We start from the raw sequence: 16,264 nt of genomic DNA on the forward strand, positions 1-16,264 counted from the left end.
GGTCATGGCCGGGCGGCCGGCCCGCTCTCGCGGGTCGCCGCCCGGCCCGGCGGCCCGGGACTGGCCGGCCATGACAGCGGCGCAGGAGCGGGCCTGGAGCCACGTCGGCGGCGTCGGCATCGCGCCGTAGCGACGGCCGCCGCGGCGCGGGCCGCCGAGGCGGTTTCGGGTTCGTCCGCGGCCGGGGCCACGCGGTGGGCGGGGCGTCGCGGATCGTGCGGGCGGTGCCGCCCGGGTCGTGGTCGTCCGGGACGCCCTCGACCGGAATGATGCCGCCGCCCGATGTGCCGGGCCCGCAGGGGCGCGATCTCCCGCTGGGCGGACGAGTCCCACCAGGCCCGCGCCCCGGTGATCCCGGGATGCGGGGCGGCGTCCCGGAAGGGGGCGATGGCGCAGGCTGGTATGACGGCTCCTTGCCGGTCGGTCCGTCACCGGCACGCCACGGTCCTCGCGCGCGCCGGCGCCGGGGTCGATGACCCGAGCGGTGATCGGCCCCGGCCGCCGGTGACGCGTCGCACCGGGCGCTACCGGGTGACCGGCGCGACCCGGAAGGTGCCGGAGCACACCTTCCAGCCGGCCGGCACCAGGACCGCGGTGCGGGAGGCCGGCGGATAGACCCGCAGATAGGTTCCGGTGGCCTGACAGGGCCCGCCGACGGGGCCGTTGGTGGTGCGGATGACCGCGGACGCCGAGTGGGCGGGGGCGAGCGTCACGGTCGAGACGGCCCCTCCGGTCCGGGTGGCGGCCGCGCCCATCCGGTGCTGGGCGGCGTCGAGGACGCTGACGCCCGGGTAGCCGCGCAGGGCGCAGCCGGTGGTGCCGGTGTTGGTGAACCGGATCGGCCAGTACAGCGAGCCCGCGGCGCCCTCCTTGCGTCCCATGGACACATACAGGTCGCTCACCGTGCAGGTACGCGGGCCGGCCGGGGCCGCTGCCGCGGTCGTGGCCCAGGCGGCACCGGCCGCCGCACCGCCCGTGAGAAGGGCGGTCGCCGAAGCGATCGCGACGCGCCGGGAGAGGTGTCGTGAGTGAAGAAACATGCCATACCACCCCTATCGGGTGAATGGGTGGATGTGTGTCACTCTGTTGGATGCGCGTGACCGCCGAAAAGTTCTGCCGCCCGCCGATTCCCCGACCGGCGGGCGGCGGCAGAAGGGACATGCCGTGGACCGGAGCAATGGGCGGGGTACCGCGGGTGGGCACACCAGGCTGGCCCTCTTGTCGCCATCGCCGGGAGTTCAGTGTGTCCAGGCTGCTTGAGCCGAGCCGTCGGGCGGGTGCTCCGCCCGTTCGCCCCGCCCCCGCGTTCCGCGCCCGCCGGGCGCCGGCGCGGGCGGGCGACCGGTGAGGCTTCGCGGTCATACCGCCCGGGCGGCCCGCGGCGAGGAACGGACGGGCGACGACAGCCGGACCCGGCCGCCGGCGCCGCCGGCCTGGCTGCGCTGGCTTCCGGTCGGGTACGTCGCCCTGGTCCTGGTACTGGAGCCGCTGACCCCCGTGGAGTGGCCGGTGAGCTTCGCGCTCATCGCGCTGCCGCTGGTGGCGGCCTTCGCGCACGGCCCGGCCGTGGTCGCGGGCGTCACCGTGTTCGCCGTCCTGTCCGAGTGGACCCTGGCAGGCACCCCGTGCTGCGCGGGGCGCCACCTCGGCTACGAGTGGGACCCGCACTACGTGGCCGCCTACGTCTGCACGGCCCTGGTGGGCTTCCTCGGCACGGTCCTCGCCCAGCACAGGACGCGCCGGGAACGTACGCTCGCCGATGTGCGCTTCGTGGCGGACATCGCGCAACAGGTCCTGCTCAGACCGGTTCCGCACCGGGTCGGGGACCTCCGTCTGGAGAGCTTCTACCTCTCCGCCTTCGCCGAGGCCCGCATCGGCGGAGACCTGTACGAGGCCGTGCCCACCGCGCACGGTGTGCGTCTGCTCATCGGCGACGTCCGGGGCAAGGGGCTGCTCGCGGTGGAGACCGCGGCGACCCTGCTCGGCTCGTTCCGCGAGGCGGCGCACGACGAGCCCGACCTGCCCGCGCTGGCGGGCCGGGTGGAGACCAGCATGACCCGCCGGTCGGATCAGATCTCCGGGAGCGACGTGGGCGAACGGTTCGTCACGGCGGTGATCGCGGAGATCCGCACCGACGAGCACACGGTGCGGGTCGTCAACCGCGGGCATCCGCCGCCGCTGCTCATCAGGCCCGGCGAGCTGCGGGAACTGGACTCTGGACGGTCCGCTCCGCCGCTGAACCTGGGCATGCTCGTCGGCGAGCCGTACCCCGAGGACGTCTACCCTTTCCTGCCCGGTGACCAGTTGTTGCTGTACACCGACGGCATCACGGAGACCCGCGACCCGGCCGGCACCTTCTACCCGCTGCTGGAACGGCTGCGCTCCTGGGGGCCGCTGCCGCCCCGGGAGCTGTTGGACCGGCTCCACCACGACCTGCTGGAGTACAGCCACGACCGGCCGCGGGACGACATCGCCGCCCTGACGGTCGTGCTCCGCCCGCCCGAGGAGGCGGCCGATGCGTCCGCGCGGCGGGGCACATGAGGCTCACCGCGGACGGTGCGACGGCCGATCCGGCCCCCTTCGTTCTGCACGGCGAGGTCCGCGACCTGACCCGGATCCGGTACCGGTACCGGCCCCGCGGGTCGCGCGGCTGTGGGGCTCAGCACAGCACCCTGAGGTCGCCGGGCCGCACCCTGGCCGTGACGGGCAGGGTGGCCTCGACCTCTCCGTCGGCGCCGTAGGGGACGGGCCGGTCGGCCTCGATGCGGATCTCCCGGCCGCGCAGCACCCGCACCTCGGGCCGGTCGACATGGGCGCCCGTCGACAGCTCGTTCATGAGGGCGAAGAACAGCCGGCGCGGTGCCTCGCGGATCATCACGATGTCCAGCAGTCCGTCGTCCACCCGGGCGTCGGGGGCGATGGCCCGGCCGGAGCCGTAGTAGGCGGAGTTGGCGGCCACCACGGTGTAACCGCGGTGGGCGTGCTCCCGTCCGTCCACGGTGAGGCGGTAGGTCGCCGGGCGCCAGGTGGCCACCGCGCGCAGTCCGCCGGCGTAGTAGGAGGCGGCGCCGCGCAGCAGCCGCGTGGTGTTGGCGTGGCGGTTGGCGAGCGCGTCGACACCCGCGTACACGCTGCCCAGCACCACGGTGCCCCGGTGCACGGCCGACTCCACTTCGATGGTGTCGACGGGCCGCGGGGCGTTGTGGAGCAGGATGCGGGCCAGCGCGGCGGGGTCGGCGGGCAGGCCGAGGGCGCGGGCGAAGTCGTTGCCGCGGCCCGCGGGGACCAGGCCGAGCACGGTGCCGGTTCCGCTGAGGGCGCCGCCGATGCCCCCGGCGATGCCGTCGCCGCCCACCGCGAGCACCACCCGGCCGCGCTCGCCGGCCCGGCGGGCGAGGTCCTGGGCGTGGGCCAGGCTGCGGCTGTACTCGGTCTCCAGTTCCGCCCCGGCCTCCCGCAGCAGCCGGCCCATGTGCAGCAGCGCCGCCGCCCCGGTGGAGCCGCCCGCGGTGGGGTTGACGACGGCCGTGAACTGTCGCATCGGTGAGCCTCCGGACGGTGACGGGTGGTGCGGGGCGGCGGGGCCGGGCGGTGCGGTGGCCGGTCAGTCGACGGGCAGCAGGATCCCGGGGTTCAGCAGCCCCTCGGGGTCCAGTCGGCGCTTGACCGCCCGGAGGGCCGCGACGCCGAGCGGGCCCGCCTCCCTGACGTACCAGTCGCGGTGGTCGGTGCCCACGCCGTGGTGGTGGCTGATCGTCCCGCCGGCCGCGAGCACGGCGTCGTTGGCTGCGTGCTTGGCCGTCGCCCAGTGTGCGACGGGGTCGGCGCCCTGGGCGCTGACCACCGTGAAGTACAGGGAGGCGCCGTTCTCGTACACGTGCGAGATGTGGCACATCACCAGCGGTGGCGTGCCCGCCTCGGTGAGGGTGTCGGTGAGCGCCCCGCGGACCGCCGCGTACAGCCGCGGGACGCGGGACCAGAAGGCTGCGGTCTCCAGGGTCTCGGCGAACGCGCCCGCGTCCAGCAGGGAGTCCCGCAGATACGGGGCCGAGTAGCGGCCGTCGGCCCAGCGTTCGCCGGGGCCCGCGCCCAGATGGGTGCCGCCGCACGCGCTCAGCACGGCCGCCACCCCGGCCCGCCGGTGTGCCGTCTCCTCCTCGGTGCCCTCGTAGCCGGCGATCGCCAGGCAGCCGGTATCGGTCGCGGCGGCGGAGCCGATGGCGGCGGGCTCGGCGAGTCCGATCAGGGTTTCGCTCTCGTCGGACAGGCGCAGCACCGTGGGCCGGGGCCCGTCCTGCGCGAGCCGGCGCAGCGCGGCGGCGCCCTCCTCGAACGAGGCAAAGCGCCAGCCCTCGTAGCGGCGGGTCTCGGGGACGGGGCGGATGCGTACGGTGACCGCGGTGATGACGCCGAAGGCTCCCTCGGAGCCGAGGATCAGTTGGCGCAGGTCGGGTCCTGCCGCCGAGCGCGGGGCGCGGCCGATGTCGAGGGTGCCCTCGGGGGTGGCGACGGTGAGGCCGAGGACCATGTCGTCGAACCGGCCGTATCCGGCGGAGGCCTGGCCGCTGGAGCGGGCCGCGGCGAACCCGCCGATGGTGGCCCACTCGTAGGACTGGGGGAAGTGGCCGAGGGTGAAGCCGTGTTCGGCGAGGAGCGCCTCGGCGTGCGGGGCGCGCAGGCCGGGTTGCAGGGTGGCGGTGCGGGAGACCGGGTCGAGGTCGAGCAGGCCGGTCATGCGGCGCAGGTCGAGCGCGACGAAGGGGCGGCGCCGCTCGGGCGCGAGGCCGCCCACGACGGAGGTGCCGCCGCCGAACGGGACCGCGGCGAGGCCGTGCCGGGCGCACGCGCACAGCACGGCCAGCACCTCGTCGTGGGTCGCGGGCAGGACGACGGCCGCCGGGACGTCGGCGGTGTCCCCGGCCCGGATCCGCAGCAGGTCGGGGGTGGACTTGCCGCGGGTGTGCCGGATACGGCTGTCCGCGTCGGTGCGTATCCCGTCCGCGCCGCCGACGGCGTCCGCCAGGGCCCCGAGCGCGGCGGCGTCGAGCGGGGAGCCGGGGACGCGGAGGTCATCGAGGGTGGGCGCGCCGGTGCCGCGCGGCCGCACGCCGAGCAGTTCGCCGAGCAGTGCGGTCACCGTGTCGGGCAGCGGTGCCGCCTCGGCCGGGTCGCCCCAGCCACTCCACAGCATGTCCATGAACGGTCGCCCCTCATCGGTCGGTTCGCGAAGCGCATGGTGCGCACAACGGTCGGCCCGCGAAGCGGTCGGTCCGCGAGGCGCCGTCTCCCGTGCGGCCCTCCAGGGCGCGTTACACTGTTACATATGACGCCCATTCGTCACAACTACTCGGACGGCGATCGAGTCCTGGACGCGGTGCGCGACTGCGTCCTCGCGGTCGGGGTCCGGCGCACCACCCTGACCGACGTGGCCCGCCGCGCCGGCGTCTCGCGGATGACGCTGTACCGGCGCTGGCCCGATGTCCGGTCCCTGGTGGGCGATCTGATGACCCGTGAGTGGATCGGCGTGGCCACCGCGGCCATGCCCGAGCGGCGGCCGGGTCTCGACGCGCGCGCACTGATCGTGGACGGGCTTGTCGCGGGGGTCGGGGCGTTCCGCGCCCACCCGCTCTTCCGCAAGATCGTCGACGTCGATCCGGAACTGCTCCTGCCCTATGTGCTCGACCGCCGCGGAGCGAGCCAGGAGGCGCTGCTGGACCTGCTGGCCGACGCCCTGCGCGAGGGGCACGCCGACGGCTCGGTGCGCACCGGCCCCGTCCAACGGCAGGCCCGTTCGCTGCTGTTGATCGTCCAGTCCTTCACGCTGTCCCTGCGGACCATGACCGACGAGGACGACGCCGGCCTGACCCCCGCGGCGTTCCTCGCCGAACTGCGCCTCATCCTGGAGAGGACTTTGACGCCATGAGCCCCGCCCACCCCACGGCCGAGGCCGCCGCACCCCGCCCCGGATCGTCGCTCTGCGCCGCCCGCCGCGCCCGTGAACTGGCCGCGGCGGCCGGCGGCGGCACGGCCGACGTCCTGGTCGTCGGACTCGGCGCGACCGGGGCCGGTGCGGCCCTGGACGCCGCGGCCCGCGGGCTGGACGTCGTCGCCGTCGACGCCCACGACCTCGCCTTCGGCACCTCGCGCTGGAGTTCCAAGCTCATCCACGGCGGGCTGCGCTATCTGGCCTCCGCGCAGGTCGACGTCGCCCACGAGAGCGCGGTCGAGCGCGGGGTGCTGATGGAGCGCACCGCCCCTCATCTCGTGCGCGCCCAGCCCTTCGTGCTTCCGCTGACCCCGCTGGTGACCCGCGGTCAGACGTCCCTCGCCTGGGCCGGTTTCCGCGCCGGGGACACCCTGCGTCTGATGGCCCGCACCTCCCGGGCCACGCTGCCCGCGCCCCGCCGGCTGTCCGCCGTCGAGGCCCGGCATCTGGCGCCGTCGGTGCGGGCCGACGGCCTGCGCGGCGGCCTGCTCTCCTGGGACGGCCGGGTCACCGACGACGCCCGCCTGGTCACGGCGCTGGCCCGGACCGCCGCCGCCCGCGGCGCGAAGGTCCTGACCCGGGTCAGGGCGCTGGAGCTGACCCGGACGGGCGCCCGCATCCGCGACGAACTCACCGGCGAGGAGGGCGAGATCCGCGCCCGGGCGGTGATCAACGCCTCCGGTGTGTGGGCGGACTCCCTGGTGGACGGCATCCGGATACGTCCCTCGCGGGGCACCCATCTGGTGCTGCGTTCGGACCGGCTCGGACCGCTCCCGGCGGGCCTGCACGTCCCCGTCCCCGGTGAGACGAACCGCTTCGTCCTGGTACTGCCGCAGGGTGACGGGCGGGTGTACGTCGGTCTCACCGACGAACCGGCCGAGGGCGGCGTCCCCGACGTACCGGATGTCCCCGAGACGGACATCGGCTTTCTGCTGGACGTGCTCGGCTCCGTCCTGGATGCGCCCGTCCGGCGCGACGACGTCGTCGGCGCCTTCGCGGGGCTGCGCCCCCTGCTGGACACCACGCGGCGCGGCGCGGCGAACAGGACGTCGGACATCTCGCGCAGGCACGCGGTGCTGACCTCGGCGCAGGGCGTGATCACCGTGGTGGGCGGCAAGCTCACGACGTACCGGCGGATGGCCGAGGACGCGGTCGACGCCGCCGTCACCGCCCACCGCCTCCCCGCGGGGGCCTCCCCCACCGCGTCGCTGCCGCTGGTCGGCGCGGCGCTGCCCGACCGGCTCGGCCTGCTGCCCGCACCGGCCCGCCTGGTCCGGCGGCACGGCACCGAGGCGCCCGCCGTGCACGCGCTCGCCGCGCGCGACCCGCGCCTCGCCGAACCCGTGCTGCCGGGACAGCCCGTCACCCACGCCGACCTGCTGTGGGCGGCACGGCACGAGGGCGCGCTCGACGAGGCGGACCTGCTGGACCGGCGCACCCGGATCGGGCTCGTGCCCGAGGACCGGACCGCCGCGCTAGAGGCGGCACGCGAAGCACTCGACCGGGCGGCGGCCACGCCCGCCTGACCCGCCGGGCAGGCCCGGGGTCAGGGGCGGGGCAGTTCGTCGATGGTGCGCCGACGGGCAGAGCGGGTGGCGCCGAAGCCGGTCTCGTGGTCCCAGACATGGGCGCACGAGGGGCACTGCAGATGCAGCACGCTGCCGCTGTTGGCGAGCAGAAAACGCCAGTGCTCGGCGCAGGTGCGCCGCTCGGCGCAGGTCGCGCATCCCTTGTCGTCGGCGCAGTGGGGGCAGGGAACCCAGGCCCGGCGGCCGATGTCGGCCTGCGGATCAAGCGGCAGCACGGCCACCCCCGGGCGGCGGCAGCACCCCGGCCGCGACCAGGTCGTCGTACACGCGCTGCTGCTCCTCGTCGAGACCGGAGTACAGCAGGGCGTACGCCGCCTCCTCGCCGTGCAGCACCTCGACGGGATCCCAGTGCGGACCGATGGCCTGAAGGACATGGGCCCGCCGGTGCGCCTCGTGCGCGGTGAGGTCGACGGCGAAGTCGACCGGAGCGGAGCCGTCCGGCCGCCCTGCTGCGGGATCGCCGGGACCGGTGGGAGGTGTGGGGTCATGGGCGGACATATGGCCGAACTTAGGTTTGCCTTCCCCGCCACGGCAAGAGCAGGTGGGCGACGTCACATGGCCGGCGGGGTGATGATAGTTTCACTTTCAACTTTTATGAGGTGATGATAGGACAGGCACGGGATTCACCCACGGAACGGCACGGGACGAAGGAGCACAGGTGACAGAGACGGCAGCGGCGACGGACAGCGAACGGCGCGTCTACGTCGACAAGCAGAGCCCGGGGGCGTACCGCGCGCTGACCGCCACGGCCGAGGCGGTACGCACCGCGGCGGACGAGGCGGGCCTCGACCGCGCCCTGGTCGAACTGCTCAACGTCCGGGTGTCCCAGCTCAACGCCTGCGCCTACTGCCTCAGCCTGCACACCCGGGCGGCCCTGCGGGCCGGCGAGACGACGCAACGCCTGGGCGTCCTGCCCGCCTGGCGCGACACGGAGCTGTTCTCCCCGCGGGAGCGGGCGGCGCTCGCCCTGGCCGAGGCCACCACGCACCCCGCGGACGCCGACGCCCAGAGCACCGCCTACGCGCAGGCGCGGGCGGTGCTGTCGGACGCCGAGATCTCCGCGGTGATCTGGGTGGCGATCACCATGAACGCCTTCAACCGGGTCTCGGTCATGAGCAAGCACCCGGTGCGCGGCGCGGCCCCGCTCGGTACGGCGTGACCGTCACCGCCCCCGTCGCCCGGGGCGGCGAGGGGGGCGGGTGCGCCGGTCAGGCGCCGAGCGCCGCGAGCACCACCGTTCTGGCCTCCTCCTGGACCTGGCGGAGGTGGTCAGGACCGCGGAAGGACTCGGCGTAGATCTTGTAGACGTCCTCGGTGCCGGAGGGGCGGGCCGCGAACCAGGCGTGCTCGGTGGCCACCTTGATGCCGCCGACGGCGGCGCCGTTGCCCGGGGCCTCGGTGAGAACGGCGGTGACGGGTTCCCCGGCCAGCGTCTCGGCGGTCACCTGGGCCGGGGAGAGCTTCGCGAGGAGGGCCTTCTCCTCCCGGGAGGCGGGCGCGTCGATGCGGGCGTACGCGGGCTCACCGAAGCGGTCGGTGAGCCGGGCGTAGTGCTCCGAGGGCGTCCGTCCCGTGACGGCCGTGATCTCGGAGGCGAGCAGGGCGAGAAGGATGCCGTCCTTGTCCGTCGTCCACACCGAACCGTCCCGGCGCAGGAAGGACGCGCCGGCCGACTCCTCGCCGCCGAAGCCGAGCGTGCCGCCCAGCAGCCCGTCCACGAACCACTTGAACCCGACCGGAACCTCGACCAGCCGGCGGCCGAGGTCGGCGGCGACCCGGTCGATCATCGAGGACGACACCAGCGTCTTGCCGATCCCCGTGTCCGCGGGCCACTCGTCGCGGTGGCCGTAGAGGTAGGAGATGGCGACGGCGAGGTAGTGGTTGGGGTTCATCAGACCCGCGTCCGGCGTGACGATGCCGTGCCGGTCGGCGTCGGCGTCGTTGCCGGTGGCGATCGCGAAGCGGTCCCGCCGCTCGATGAGCGAGGCCATCGCGTACGGCGACGAGCAGTCCATCCGGATCTGGCCGTCCCAGTCCAGCGTCATGAACCGCCAGGTGGGGTCGGTGTGCGGGTTGACCACCGTCAGGTCGATCCGGTGCTCCTCGGCGATGCGGCCCCAGTAGGCGACGGACGCCCCGCCCAGCGGGTCGGCGCCGATACGTACCCCGGCCGCCCGGATCGCGTCCAGGTCAAGCACGCTCGGCAGATCGGCGACGTAACGGCCGAGGAAGTCGTACCGACCGGTGCCGGCCGCGGCGAGCGCCCGGGCGTAGGGGATGCGCCGTACGTCCTTGAGGCCGCCGGTGATGATCTCGTTGGCGCGGTCCTGGATCCAGGAGGTCGCGTCCGAGGCCGCGGGGCCGCCGCTCGGCGGGTTGTACTTGAAGCCGCCGTCGGCGGGCGGGTTGTGCGACGGGGTGACCACCACGCCGTCCGCGAGGCCGAGGGCGCGGGCCCGGTTGTGGGTGAGGATCGCGTGCGAGACGGCCGGCGTCGGGGTGTACCCGTCCGCGCCGTCGATCAGCACCGTGACGTCGTTGGCGGCGAACACCTCAAGCGCGGTGACCTTCGCGGGCTCCGACAGCGCATGGGTGTCGGCGCCGAGGAACAGGGGGCCGGACACGCCCTGACCGGCCCGGTACTCGCAGATCGCCTGGCTGGTGGCGGCGATGTGGTCCTCGTTGAACGCGCCCACCAGGGACGACCCGCGGTGTCCCGAGGTGCCGAACGCCACCCGCTGGGCCGGCTCGGCCGGGTCGGGGTGCAGCGCGTAGTACGCCGTGACCAGCCGGGCCACGTCGACCAGGTCCTCGGGGCGGGCCGGCGTGCCCGCTCGTTCGTGCGGCATGGGTCCGTTCCTCCGCGTCGTCGATGCATCGCTCGGCGTCCCATCTTTCCCCGCCGCGGCCCCACTTCGCGAGGGGGCCCGGTCGGTGTCCCGCACGGAGGACGTGAAGCGGCGGCCGGCGGAATCGCCTATGGTGAGGTGTTCCAGCAGCGCGGTCAGGGCCATGGTCCCGTTGAACGCGTGCAGCTTCAGCAGCACCTCGACCGGTGTGAGCCCTTCGAACGAGCCGGCGTAGCCCGTCGCCGCGACGGTGACCAGGACGGACATGCACAGCGCGCACAGCGTGCTGCCCGCGACCCGAAAGCGCAGCGCCGACCAGATCAGCAGCGGGTAGACCAGGAAGAGCACCGGCGACGGACGCCGGGGGCGGGCGTCGGTCCACGGTGCGTCCCGACGGCGCCGGGCGATGTGGCCGGCGAGATCGGCGGCCTGTTCCGCTCGGGCGGTCCGGAAGCCGACCACCGCAGGGTACGACGGTCCGCCCGCCCGGCCGGGCGAGGCGAGAGATCGGGGCGGCGGAAGCCGGAGCACGCCGGGTGTACGGCTGGGCCCGCCGGGGTACGGCCGTGCGCCGGGCGGGGCCCGGGTGTGCCCGGTCAGGTGACGTCGGCGTGTGTGACCCGGATCTTGGACTGGCCGTGCGGCAGCCGCTCCCAGTCGTCCATGAAGCGCGCCCGCAGTCCGTGCCGCCCGGCCAGCGCCACGAGGGTTTCGGTGCGGTAGTAGAAATCCTCCCGCAGCACATGGTGTTCCGCGCCCTCGGTGCGGTCGAAGGTGAAGTCGAAGAAGCCGCCCGGTGCGAGCACACGGCCGACATGGCTCAGGCACTCCTCGATGACCGGCAGCGGCGAGTGCGAGAACACGCTGTGCGCGTGGACGACGTCGAAGTGCGCGTCGGGCAGGAAGCGCAGCGTCAGGTCGCGCACCGGGGTCAGTGTGGGCAGCCGCTCGCGCAGTCCCCTCTCCACGATGGTGTCCTGCGCGGCCAGGAGGATGTCCGGCGAGATGTCGATGCCGTAGTAGTGCCCCGGCTCCAGGTGGCGGATGAACCGCCAGCCGCCGCGCAGGTTGCCGCAGCCGATCTCCAGCATGCGGTGCTCGGGGCGCAGCCCGTGCCCGAGCAGGTAGTCGAACTGCAACGCGCCCAGCGCCAGCCACCGCTCGCGGCTGCGGCTGCCGACCGCCGCGTCCGGATCGGCCCGGGTGTCGGACCGCATCACGGCCCGGTAGTAGGCGATGTGGTCCGGGTGGCGGTGGCGCAGCCACATGTCCCGGGCGGCGCGGACCAGATGGCGGGGCACCCGGTCCGGGTGGCGCAGCGCGTAGCCGACGCGGTGACCGAGGGCGGCGCGGTTGACGGACGGGTTCTTCGCGGGCATGAGGTCTCCTTGCCTTCCGCGGGAGGGGGCCGGCCGGTGCGGTCCCGGTGCCAGCCTCGGGGCCGCGGCGGTGCACCCGGCTCGGCCGACGGGCTGCCGACGGCGGGAGGTCCGGCCGACCCGCGGGTCGGCCGATCGGCTGATGCGGGGCGTGCGGCGCCGGGCCCGCCGTCAGCGGTCCCGGGCCGTACGTCCCGTGAGGCCGGTGTCCTTCATGATGCGGTCGACGGTCGCGGCGAGGCAGCTGTCGGCGCCGACGACGGTCTCGGCAGCGCCGGGCAGCAGATCCAGCGGCCGGTACCACGCGCGCAGCTGGTCCTCGCCGACCTCGTCGGCGATCGGCTTGGTGGCGTGCCGGACGAGGGTCTCGGCGAACGGCACATGGAGGTAGTAGCCGTGGGTCGGGCCGCGGTGGTCGGCGCGCAGCCGGGCGAGCATGTCGCCGTAGTGGTCCGCGTAGAGGATGCCCTCCACCACCACGTGGTATCCGGCGTCCAGGGCGTAGCGCGCGGTGAGGTCGATCAGGCCGATGTTCGCCGCGCCCGGCCGGTCGTGCTCGCGCAGCACGACGCGGCGCAGATTGTCCTGTCCGACCAGGGCGAGACCGCGGCCGAACCGGTCCCGCAGACCGGCCGCGACGGACGACTTGCCCGAGGCGCTGTTGCCGCGCAGCACGATCAGCCGGGTTTGTGCGGTGCCCACATTCACAACGGGCACGCTACCGCCGCACGACCCGGCCGCTTCGGCGCGAGCGGCGCCGCCCCGGAAGGGCATAAGAAGATCGACGGAAACCGGGCCGGAAGGGGCATGCCGATGAAGTTGCACACCCGTCAGTGGGGCGAGGGCGACCGGGTCGCCGTACTCGTCCACGGGATCATGGCGGACCACAGGACCTGGCGTCGCGTCGGGCCGGCGCTGGCGGACCGGGGCTACCGGGTGGTCGCGGTGGACCTGCGGGGGCACGGCGCGAGCGGGCGGGGGGAGTACAGCGCCGACAGCTGGGCCGGCGACCTCGTCGACACCCTCGCGGCCGCCCCGGAGCTGGCGATCGGTCACTCGCTGGGCGCGATGGCGCTGGCCGGCGCCGTCGAACGGCTTGCCCCGGGCCGGGCCGTGTACTGCGACCCGGCGTGGGAGATGAGGCCGGAGGCCGGCGCGGGGGCGGCACGGTTCGCGGCCTTCAAGGACGCCACCCGGGACATGATCACCAGCCTCAATCCGCGCTGGGAGGAGGCCGATGTGGAGGTGGAACTGGCCACGCTCGCCGCCTGGGACCCGAGGACCGCGCAGGCGATCGCCGCCGTGTACGCGGTCAGCCGTACGCCGGCCCGCGCGGTGGTGCCCTCGCTGGTGCTGACGGCCGATCCGAGCACGCTGGTGTCCGCCGAGCTGCAGGGGCGGTTGACGCGCAGCGGCTTCGAGGTACGTACGGTCGGCGGCGCCGGGCACACCCTCCACCGCGACGACTTCGACGGTTTCATGAGCGCGCTGACCGACTGGATCTGAACGACATCGCCACCGCACGCGCCGCCCGGGACATCGGGTGCGTGCCCGGTGCCACGCATGCCGCCCGGAAGGACCCGGACCCGCCCGTCGCCCCGTCTGCGGCGGCTTCTCAGCCGGTCGGCGGCGGTCGGCGCGCGTCGTCGTGGGCCGCGGCGGTTCGTACACTGATCGCGGTGCCCGAGCAGGAGGAGGTACCCACGGATGGCACACGGCACGCGGCGGCACCCGGTCGGACTGTTCGTCGGCCTGTGCACCCTGGACGTCGTCCAGCTGGTGGACCGTGTGCCCGCGCCCGACGAGAAGCTGACGGCCCAGGACCAGACGGTGGCCGCCGGGGGTCCCGCCGCCAACGCCGCCGCCGTCTTCGCCCATCTGGGCGGCCGGGCACGGCTGCTCACGGGTCTCGGCCGCCATCCGCTGGCCCGGGCCGCCGCGGCCGACCTCGCGGCGCTGGGCGTGACCGTCGACGACCTGGCGGGTGACACGGCCGGGCCGCCCGCCCTCTCGTCGGTCCTGGTGACCGCCGCGAGCGGGCGGCGGGCCGTCGCCTCCACGAACGCCGGCCGGCACCGGCTCGCCGCGCCGGACGGCCTCGACGCCCTGGTGGCCGACTGCGACATCGTGGAACTCGACGGTCACCACATGGAGTTGGCGATCGCCACGGCCCGTGCGGCGCGGGCCGCGGGCCGTCCCACCGTGCTGGACGGCGGCAGCTGGAAGGAGGGCACACAGACCCTGCTGTCCTTCGTCGACGTGGCCGTCTGCTCGGCCGACTTCCGTCCGCCGGGCACACGGACACCCGCCCAGACGCTTGCGTACCTGCACGCGCAGGGGGTGACCTGGGCTGCGGTCAGCGGGGGCGCGGACCCCGTCGTCTGGTCGGGCCCCGACGGGGAGGGCGTGGTCGAGGTGCCGCCGACCGCGGTGGTGGACACCCTCGGCGCGGGGGACTTCCTGCACGGTGCGTTCGCCTACCACTGGGCGCCCGCCCGGCACGCCGGCGCCTGGGGCGAACGGGACCGCGCCGACCGCTTCGCAGTGGCCCTCGCGCGGGCGGCGGAGGTGGCGTCGCGGTCGTGCGCGTCGTTCGGCACCCGCTCCTGGATGCTCGGAAGGTGACGGCACCGGCGAGCGGCACGAGCGGCCGGGAGGAGTCAGTTCCTCGGAGCGGGAGTGCCCGGGGCAGGGGGCGTCGGATCAGGGCAGCAGGGTGTCGAAGGCGACGTTCAGATGGCGTGGGCCGCGCAGCAGCGCGTTCTGCCGGTAGGGCGGCGGGTCCTCGACGAGGCGGGCGTTGTCCAGGCGGCGGGCCAGCTCGGACAGCGCGATCTGGGTCTCCAGGCGGGCCAGCGGCGCGCCGAAGCAGATGTGGACGCCGCTGCCGAAACCGAGGTGCTGGATGTCCCCTCGGTCCGGGTCGAACCGGTCGGGGTCGTGGAAGCGCTCCGGGTCGCGGTTGCCGGCGGCGAGGACGAGCCAGATGCGCGAGCCCTTCGGGATGGTCACCCCGCGCACGTCGATGTCCGTGATGCAGGTGCGCTGCGTCACCAGTTGCACGGGCGGCTCGTACCGCAGCAACTCCTCCACGATCCTGACGGACAGGCCCGCGTCGTCGCGCAGCCGGTGCAGGTGTTCGGGGTGCCGCAGCAGGGTGAGCATGCCGTTGGTGATCAGGTTCACCGTCGTCTCGTGGCCCGCGATGAGCAGCAGCACCGAGGTGCTGAGCACTTCCATCATCGTCATCGCGCCGTCCGGGCCATGACTGGTCACGAGGTCGGACAGCATGTCGTCGCGGGGTTCCTTGGCGCGCTGCCGCGTCGCAGGCGATGCCCCGCGGGCCCGCGCCGAGCCCCGATCCGGTGAGCCATTCGGTGTTGCGGATCGCGCCGAGCGAGACGATCACGACGTCCGTCTCGACGACGCTCCCGTCGGAGAGATGGGCGGCCCGCACCCGGCCCGCCGAGTCGCCCTCCAGGGCGGTGACCATGACGCCGGTGCGCAGGTCGACGCCGTTGTCCCGGTGCAGGTCGGCGGCGACCGCGCCGATCACCCCGCCGAGGGCGCCCACCAGGGGCCCGTCGGCCCGTTCCGCCACGGTGACCGCGATGCCCGTCTCCCGGCAGGCGGAGGCGATCTCCGAACCGGAGAAACCGGCGCCGATCACGAAGACCCGGCGCGGCCCGGCCTTCAGCCGCCGGTACAGGGCGGCGGCGGCGTCCCGGGTGCGCAGCAGGAAGACGCCGTCCAGCCGGGCCTCCTCCTTGGGCCAGGGCCGGGCGCGTACGCCGGTGGCGATCAGCAGCCGGTCGTACTCGACCTCGTCCCCGTCCGCCAGCCGTACCCGCTTGCCCGCCAGGTCGAGGGCGGTCGCCGGAACGCCGAGCCGCCACTTCGCGTCGATGTCCCGGCGGTGGGGCAGCCCGGTGTGGTGCGCGGACGCCTTGCCGAGCAGCACCGCCTTCGACAGCGGAGGCCGGTCGTAGGGCTCGTACGGCTCGTCGCCGATCATGGTGAGCGATCCGGCGAAGCCCTCGGCGCGCAGCGTCTCGGCGGCCCGCAGTCCCGCGAGCGAGGCGCCGACGACGACGATCCGGCCCTCGGTGCGCAGCCAGGCGAGGTAGTCAGCGGGCATCGCTCGCCTCCGGGGCGCCCGCCGCGGGCCGGCCGGCGGGGCCGTCGAGTCCGTCGGCCGTGATCGCCTGCACGGGGCAGGCGGCGACGGCGCGGGCGAGCCGTTCACGCTGGTCCGCCTCGGCCCGCGGGTTGTGGACGAGCGATTCCTCGCCGTGCAGGGTGAAGACGTCCGGCGCGAGGAACGCGCACTGGGCGTATCCCTGGCACGCGTTGAGATCGACCACAAGCCTCATGGCGCTCCGCCCTTCCGGTGGCCGGGTCCGTCGTGTGCCGCCCGCGTCCGGACGGCGGTCATCTCCCCCGGCCAGCATGGGAGCGGCG

At 74.7% G+C, this 16,264-nt stretch carries 15 protein-coding genes and 3 pseudogenes; 6 read left to right on the plus strand and 12 right to left on the minus strand.

Features of this window, described 5'->3' with window-relative positions; genetic code table 11:
• Positions 1 to 524: 524 nt before the first annotated feature.
• Entirely contained in the window at positions 525 to 1,040 is a 516-nt protein-coding gene (locus ACFYTE_RS32620) for a DUF4232 domain-containing protein (RefSeq protein WP_388718452.1), read from the minus strand.
• Between the two features lie 304 nt (positions 1,041 to 1,344).
• On the opposite strand from ACFYTE_RS32620, the gene ACFYTE_RS32625 reads away from it, so the two are divergent.
• Positions 1,345 to 2,541: a PP2C family protein-serine/threonine phosphatase gene (locus tag ACFYTE_RS32625; RefSeq protein ID WP_388718454.1), complete on the plus strand. Its 1,197-nt coding sequence runs from the start codon at positions 1,345 to 1,347 to the stop codon at positions 2,539 to 2,541.
• A 118-nt stretch (positions 2,542 to 2,659) separates the two neighbouring features.
• On the opposite strand, the gene ACFYTE_RS32630 is transcribed toward ACFYTE_RS32625, so the two are convergent.
• Together ACFYTE_RS32630 and ACFYTE_RS32635 are read right to left on the minus strand one after the other, a co-directional pair.
• The gene (locus tag ACFYTE_RS32630) at positions 2,660 to 3,541 is read right to left on the minus strand and encodes a YegS/Rv2252/BmrU family lipid kinase (RefSeq protein ID WP_388718456.1); all 882 of its coding nucleotides are present in this window, start codon (positions 3,539 to 3,541) and stop codon (positions 2,660 to 2,662) included.
• A 63-nt stretch (positions 3,542 to 3,604) separates the two neighbouring features.
• The gene (locus ACFYTE_RS32635) at positions 3,605 to 5,197 is read right to left on the minus strand and encodes an FAD-binding oxidoreductase (protein WP_388718457.1); all 1,593 of its coding nucleotides are present in this window, start codon (positions 5,195 to 5,197) and stop codon (positions 3,605 to 3,607) included.
• Positions 5,198 to 5,323: 126 nt separating this feature from the next.
• On the opposite strand from ACFYTE_RS32635, the gene ACFYTE_RS32640 reads away from it, so the two are divergent.
• Together ACFYTE_RS32640 and ACFYTE_RS32645 are read left to right on the plus strand one after the other, a co-directional pair.
• The gene (locus tag ACFYTE_RS32640) at positions 5,324 to 5,923 is read left to right on the plus strand and encodes a TetR/AcrR family transcriptional regulator (RefSeq protein WP_388718459.1); all 600 of its coding nucleotides are present in this window, start codon (positions 5,324 to 5,326) and stop codon (positions 5,921 to 5,923) included.
• Positions 5,920 to 7,512, plus strand: a complete 1,593-nt coding sequence (locus tag ACFYTE_RS32645) for a glycerol-3-phosphate dehydrogenase/oxidase (RefSeq protein ID WP_388718461.1) — start codon at positions 5,920 to 5,922, stop codon at positions 7,510 to 7,512. Before ACFYTE_RS32640 ends, ACFYTE_RS32645 begins: the two co-directional genes overlap by 4 nt.
• Positions 7,513 to 7,532: 20 nt before the next feature.
• Here the strand turns inward: ACFYTE_RS32645 and ACFYTE_RS32650 are convergent, their stop codons facing one another.
• On the minus strand, positions 7,533 to 7,790 hold the full coding sequence (locus ACFYTE_RS32650; protein ID WP_388718463.1) for a hypothetical protein: 258 nt from the start codon (positions 7,788 to 7,790) through the stop codon (positions 7,533 to 7,535).
• Positions 7,777 to 8,073: a DUF6400 family protein gene (locus ACFYTE_RS32655; protein WP_388718465.1), complete on the minus strand. Its 297-nt coding sequence runs from the start codon at positions 8,071 to 8,073 to the stop codon at positions 7,777 to 7,779. Before ACFYTE_RS32655 ends, ACFYTE_RS32650 begins: the two co-directional genes overlap by 14 nt.
• 160 nt (positions 8,074 to 8,233) lie before the next feature.
• Between ACFYTE_RS32655 and ACFYTE_RS32660 the strand changes: the two genes are divergently transcribed.
• A complete protein-coding gene (locus ACFYTE_RS32660; protein ID WP_388718467.1) occupies positions 8,234 to 8,734 on the plus strand; it encodes a carboxymuconolactone decarboxylase family protein in 501 nt (166 codons plus the stop codon).
• A 49-nt stretch (positions 8,735 to 8,783) separates the two neighbouring features.
• On the opposite strand, the gene pgm is transcribed toward ACFYTE_RS32660, so the two are convergent.
• The 4 genes and pseudogenes from pgm to ACFYTE_RS32680 all read right to left on the minus strand — a co-directional run bounded on the left by pgm (position 8,784) and on the right by ACFYTE_RS32680 (position 12,520).
• A complete protein-coding gene (gene pgm, locus ACFYTE_RS32665) occupies positions 8,784 to 10,424 on the minus strand; it encodes a phosphoglucomutase (alpha-D-glucose-1,6-bisphosphate-dependent) (RefSeq protein ID WP_388718620.1) in 1,641 nt (546 codons plus the stop codon).
• A 156-nt stretch (positions 10,425 to 10,580) separates the two neighbouring features.
• Positions 10,581 to 10,955, minus strand: a pseudogene (locus ACFYTE_RS32670) (MASE1 domain-containing protein); the annotation flags it as partial.
• Between the two features lie 65 nt (positions 10,956 to 11,020).
• Positions 11,021 to 11,803, minus strand: a complete 783-nt coding sequence (locus ACFYTE_RS32675) for a class I SAM-dependent methyltransferase (protein WP_388718469.1) — start codon at positions 11,801 to 11,803, stop codon at positions 11,021 to 11,023.
• Positions 11,804 to 11,974: 171 nt separating this feature from the next.
• On the minus strand, positions 11,975 to 12,520 hold the full coding sequence (locus tag ACFYTE_RS32680) for a kinase (protein ID WP_388718471.1): 546 nt from the start codon (positions 12,518 to 12,520) through the stop codon (positions 11,975 to 11,977).
• 96 nt (positions 12,521 to 12,616) lie between these two features.
• Between ACFYTE_RS32680 and ACFYTE_RS32685 the strand changes: the two genes are divergently transcribed.
• Both ACFYTE_RS32685 and ACFYTE_RS32690 read left to right on the plus strand, forming a co-directional pair.
• On the plus strand, positions 12,617 to 13,309 hold the full coding sequence (locus tag ACFYTE_RS32685; protein WP_388718473.1) for an alpha/beta fold hydrolase: 693 nt from the start codon (positions 12,617 to 12,619) through the stop codon (positions 13,307 to 13,309).
• A 201-nt stretch (positions 13,310 to 13,510) separates the two neighbouring features.
• Positions 13,511 to 14,428: a PfkB family carbohydrate kinase gene (locus ACFYTE_RS32690; RefSeq protein ID WP_388718475.1), complete on the plus strand. Its 918-nt coding sequence runs from the start codon at positions 13,511 to 13,513 to the stop codon at positions 14,426 to 14,428.
• A gap of 78 nt (positions 14,429 to 14,506) precedes the next feature.
• Here the strand turns inward: ACFYTE_RS32690 and ACFYTE_RS32695 are convergent.
• The 3 genes and pseudogenes from ACFYTE_RS32695 to ACFYTE_RS32705 form a co-directional block, all read right to left on the minus strand.
• A pseudogene (locus ACFYTE_RS32695) lies at positions 14,507 to 15,121 on the minus strand (cytochrome P450); the annotation flags it as partial.
• Positions 15,114 to 15,941, minus strand: a pseudogene (locus tag ACFYTE_RS32700) (NAD(P)/FAD-dependent oxidoreductase); the annotation flags it as partial. The pseudogenes ACFYTE_RS32700 and ACFYTE_RS32695, both read right to left, overlap by 8 nt.
• Entirely contained in the window at positions 15,931 to 16,176 is a 246-nt protein-coding gene (locus ACFYTE_RS32705; protein WP_388718477.1) for a ferredoxin, read from the minus strand. The pseudogene ACFYTE_RS32700 and the gene ACFYTE_RS32705, both read right to left, overlap by 11 nt.
• Positions 16,177 to 16,264 lie beyond the last annotated feature (88 nt).

This window comes from Streptomyces sp. NPDC004629 (genome assembly GCF_042873595.1).
In the GTDB taxonomy this organism is placed as follows: Bacteria; Actinomycetota; Actinomycetes; order Streptomycetales; family Streptomycetaceae; genus Streptomyces.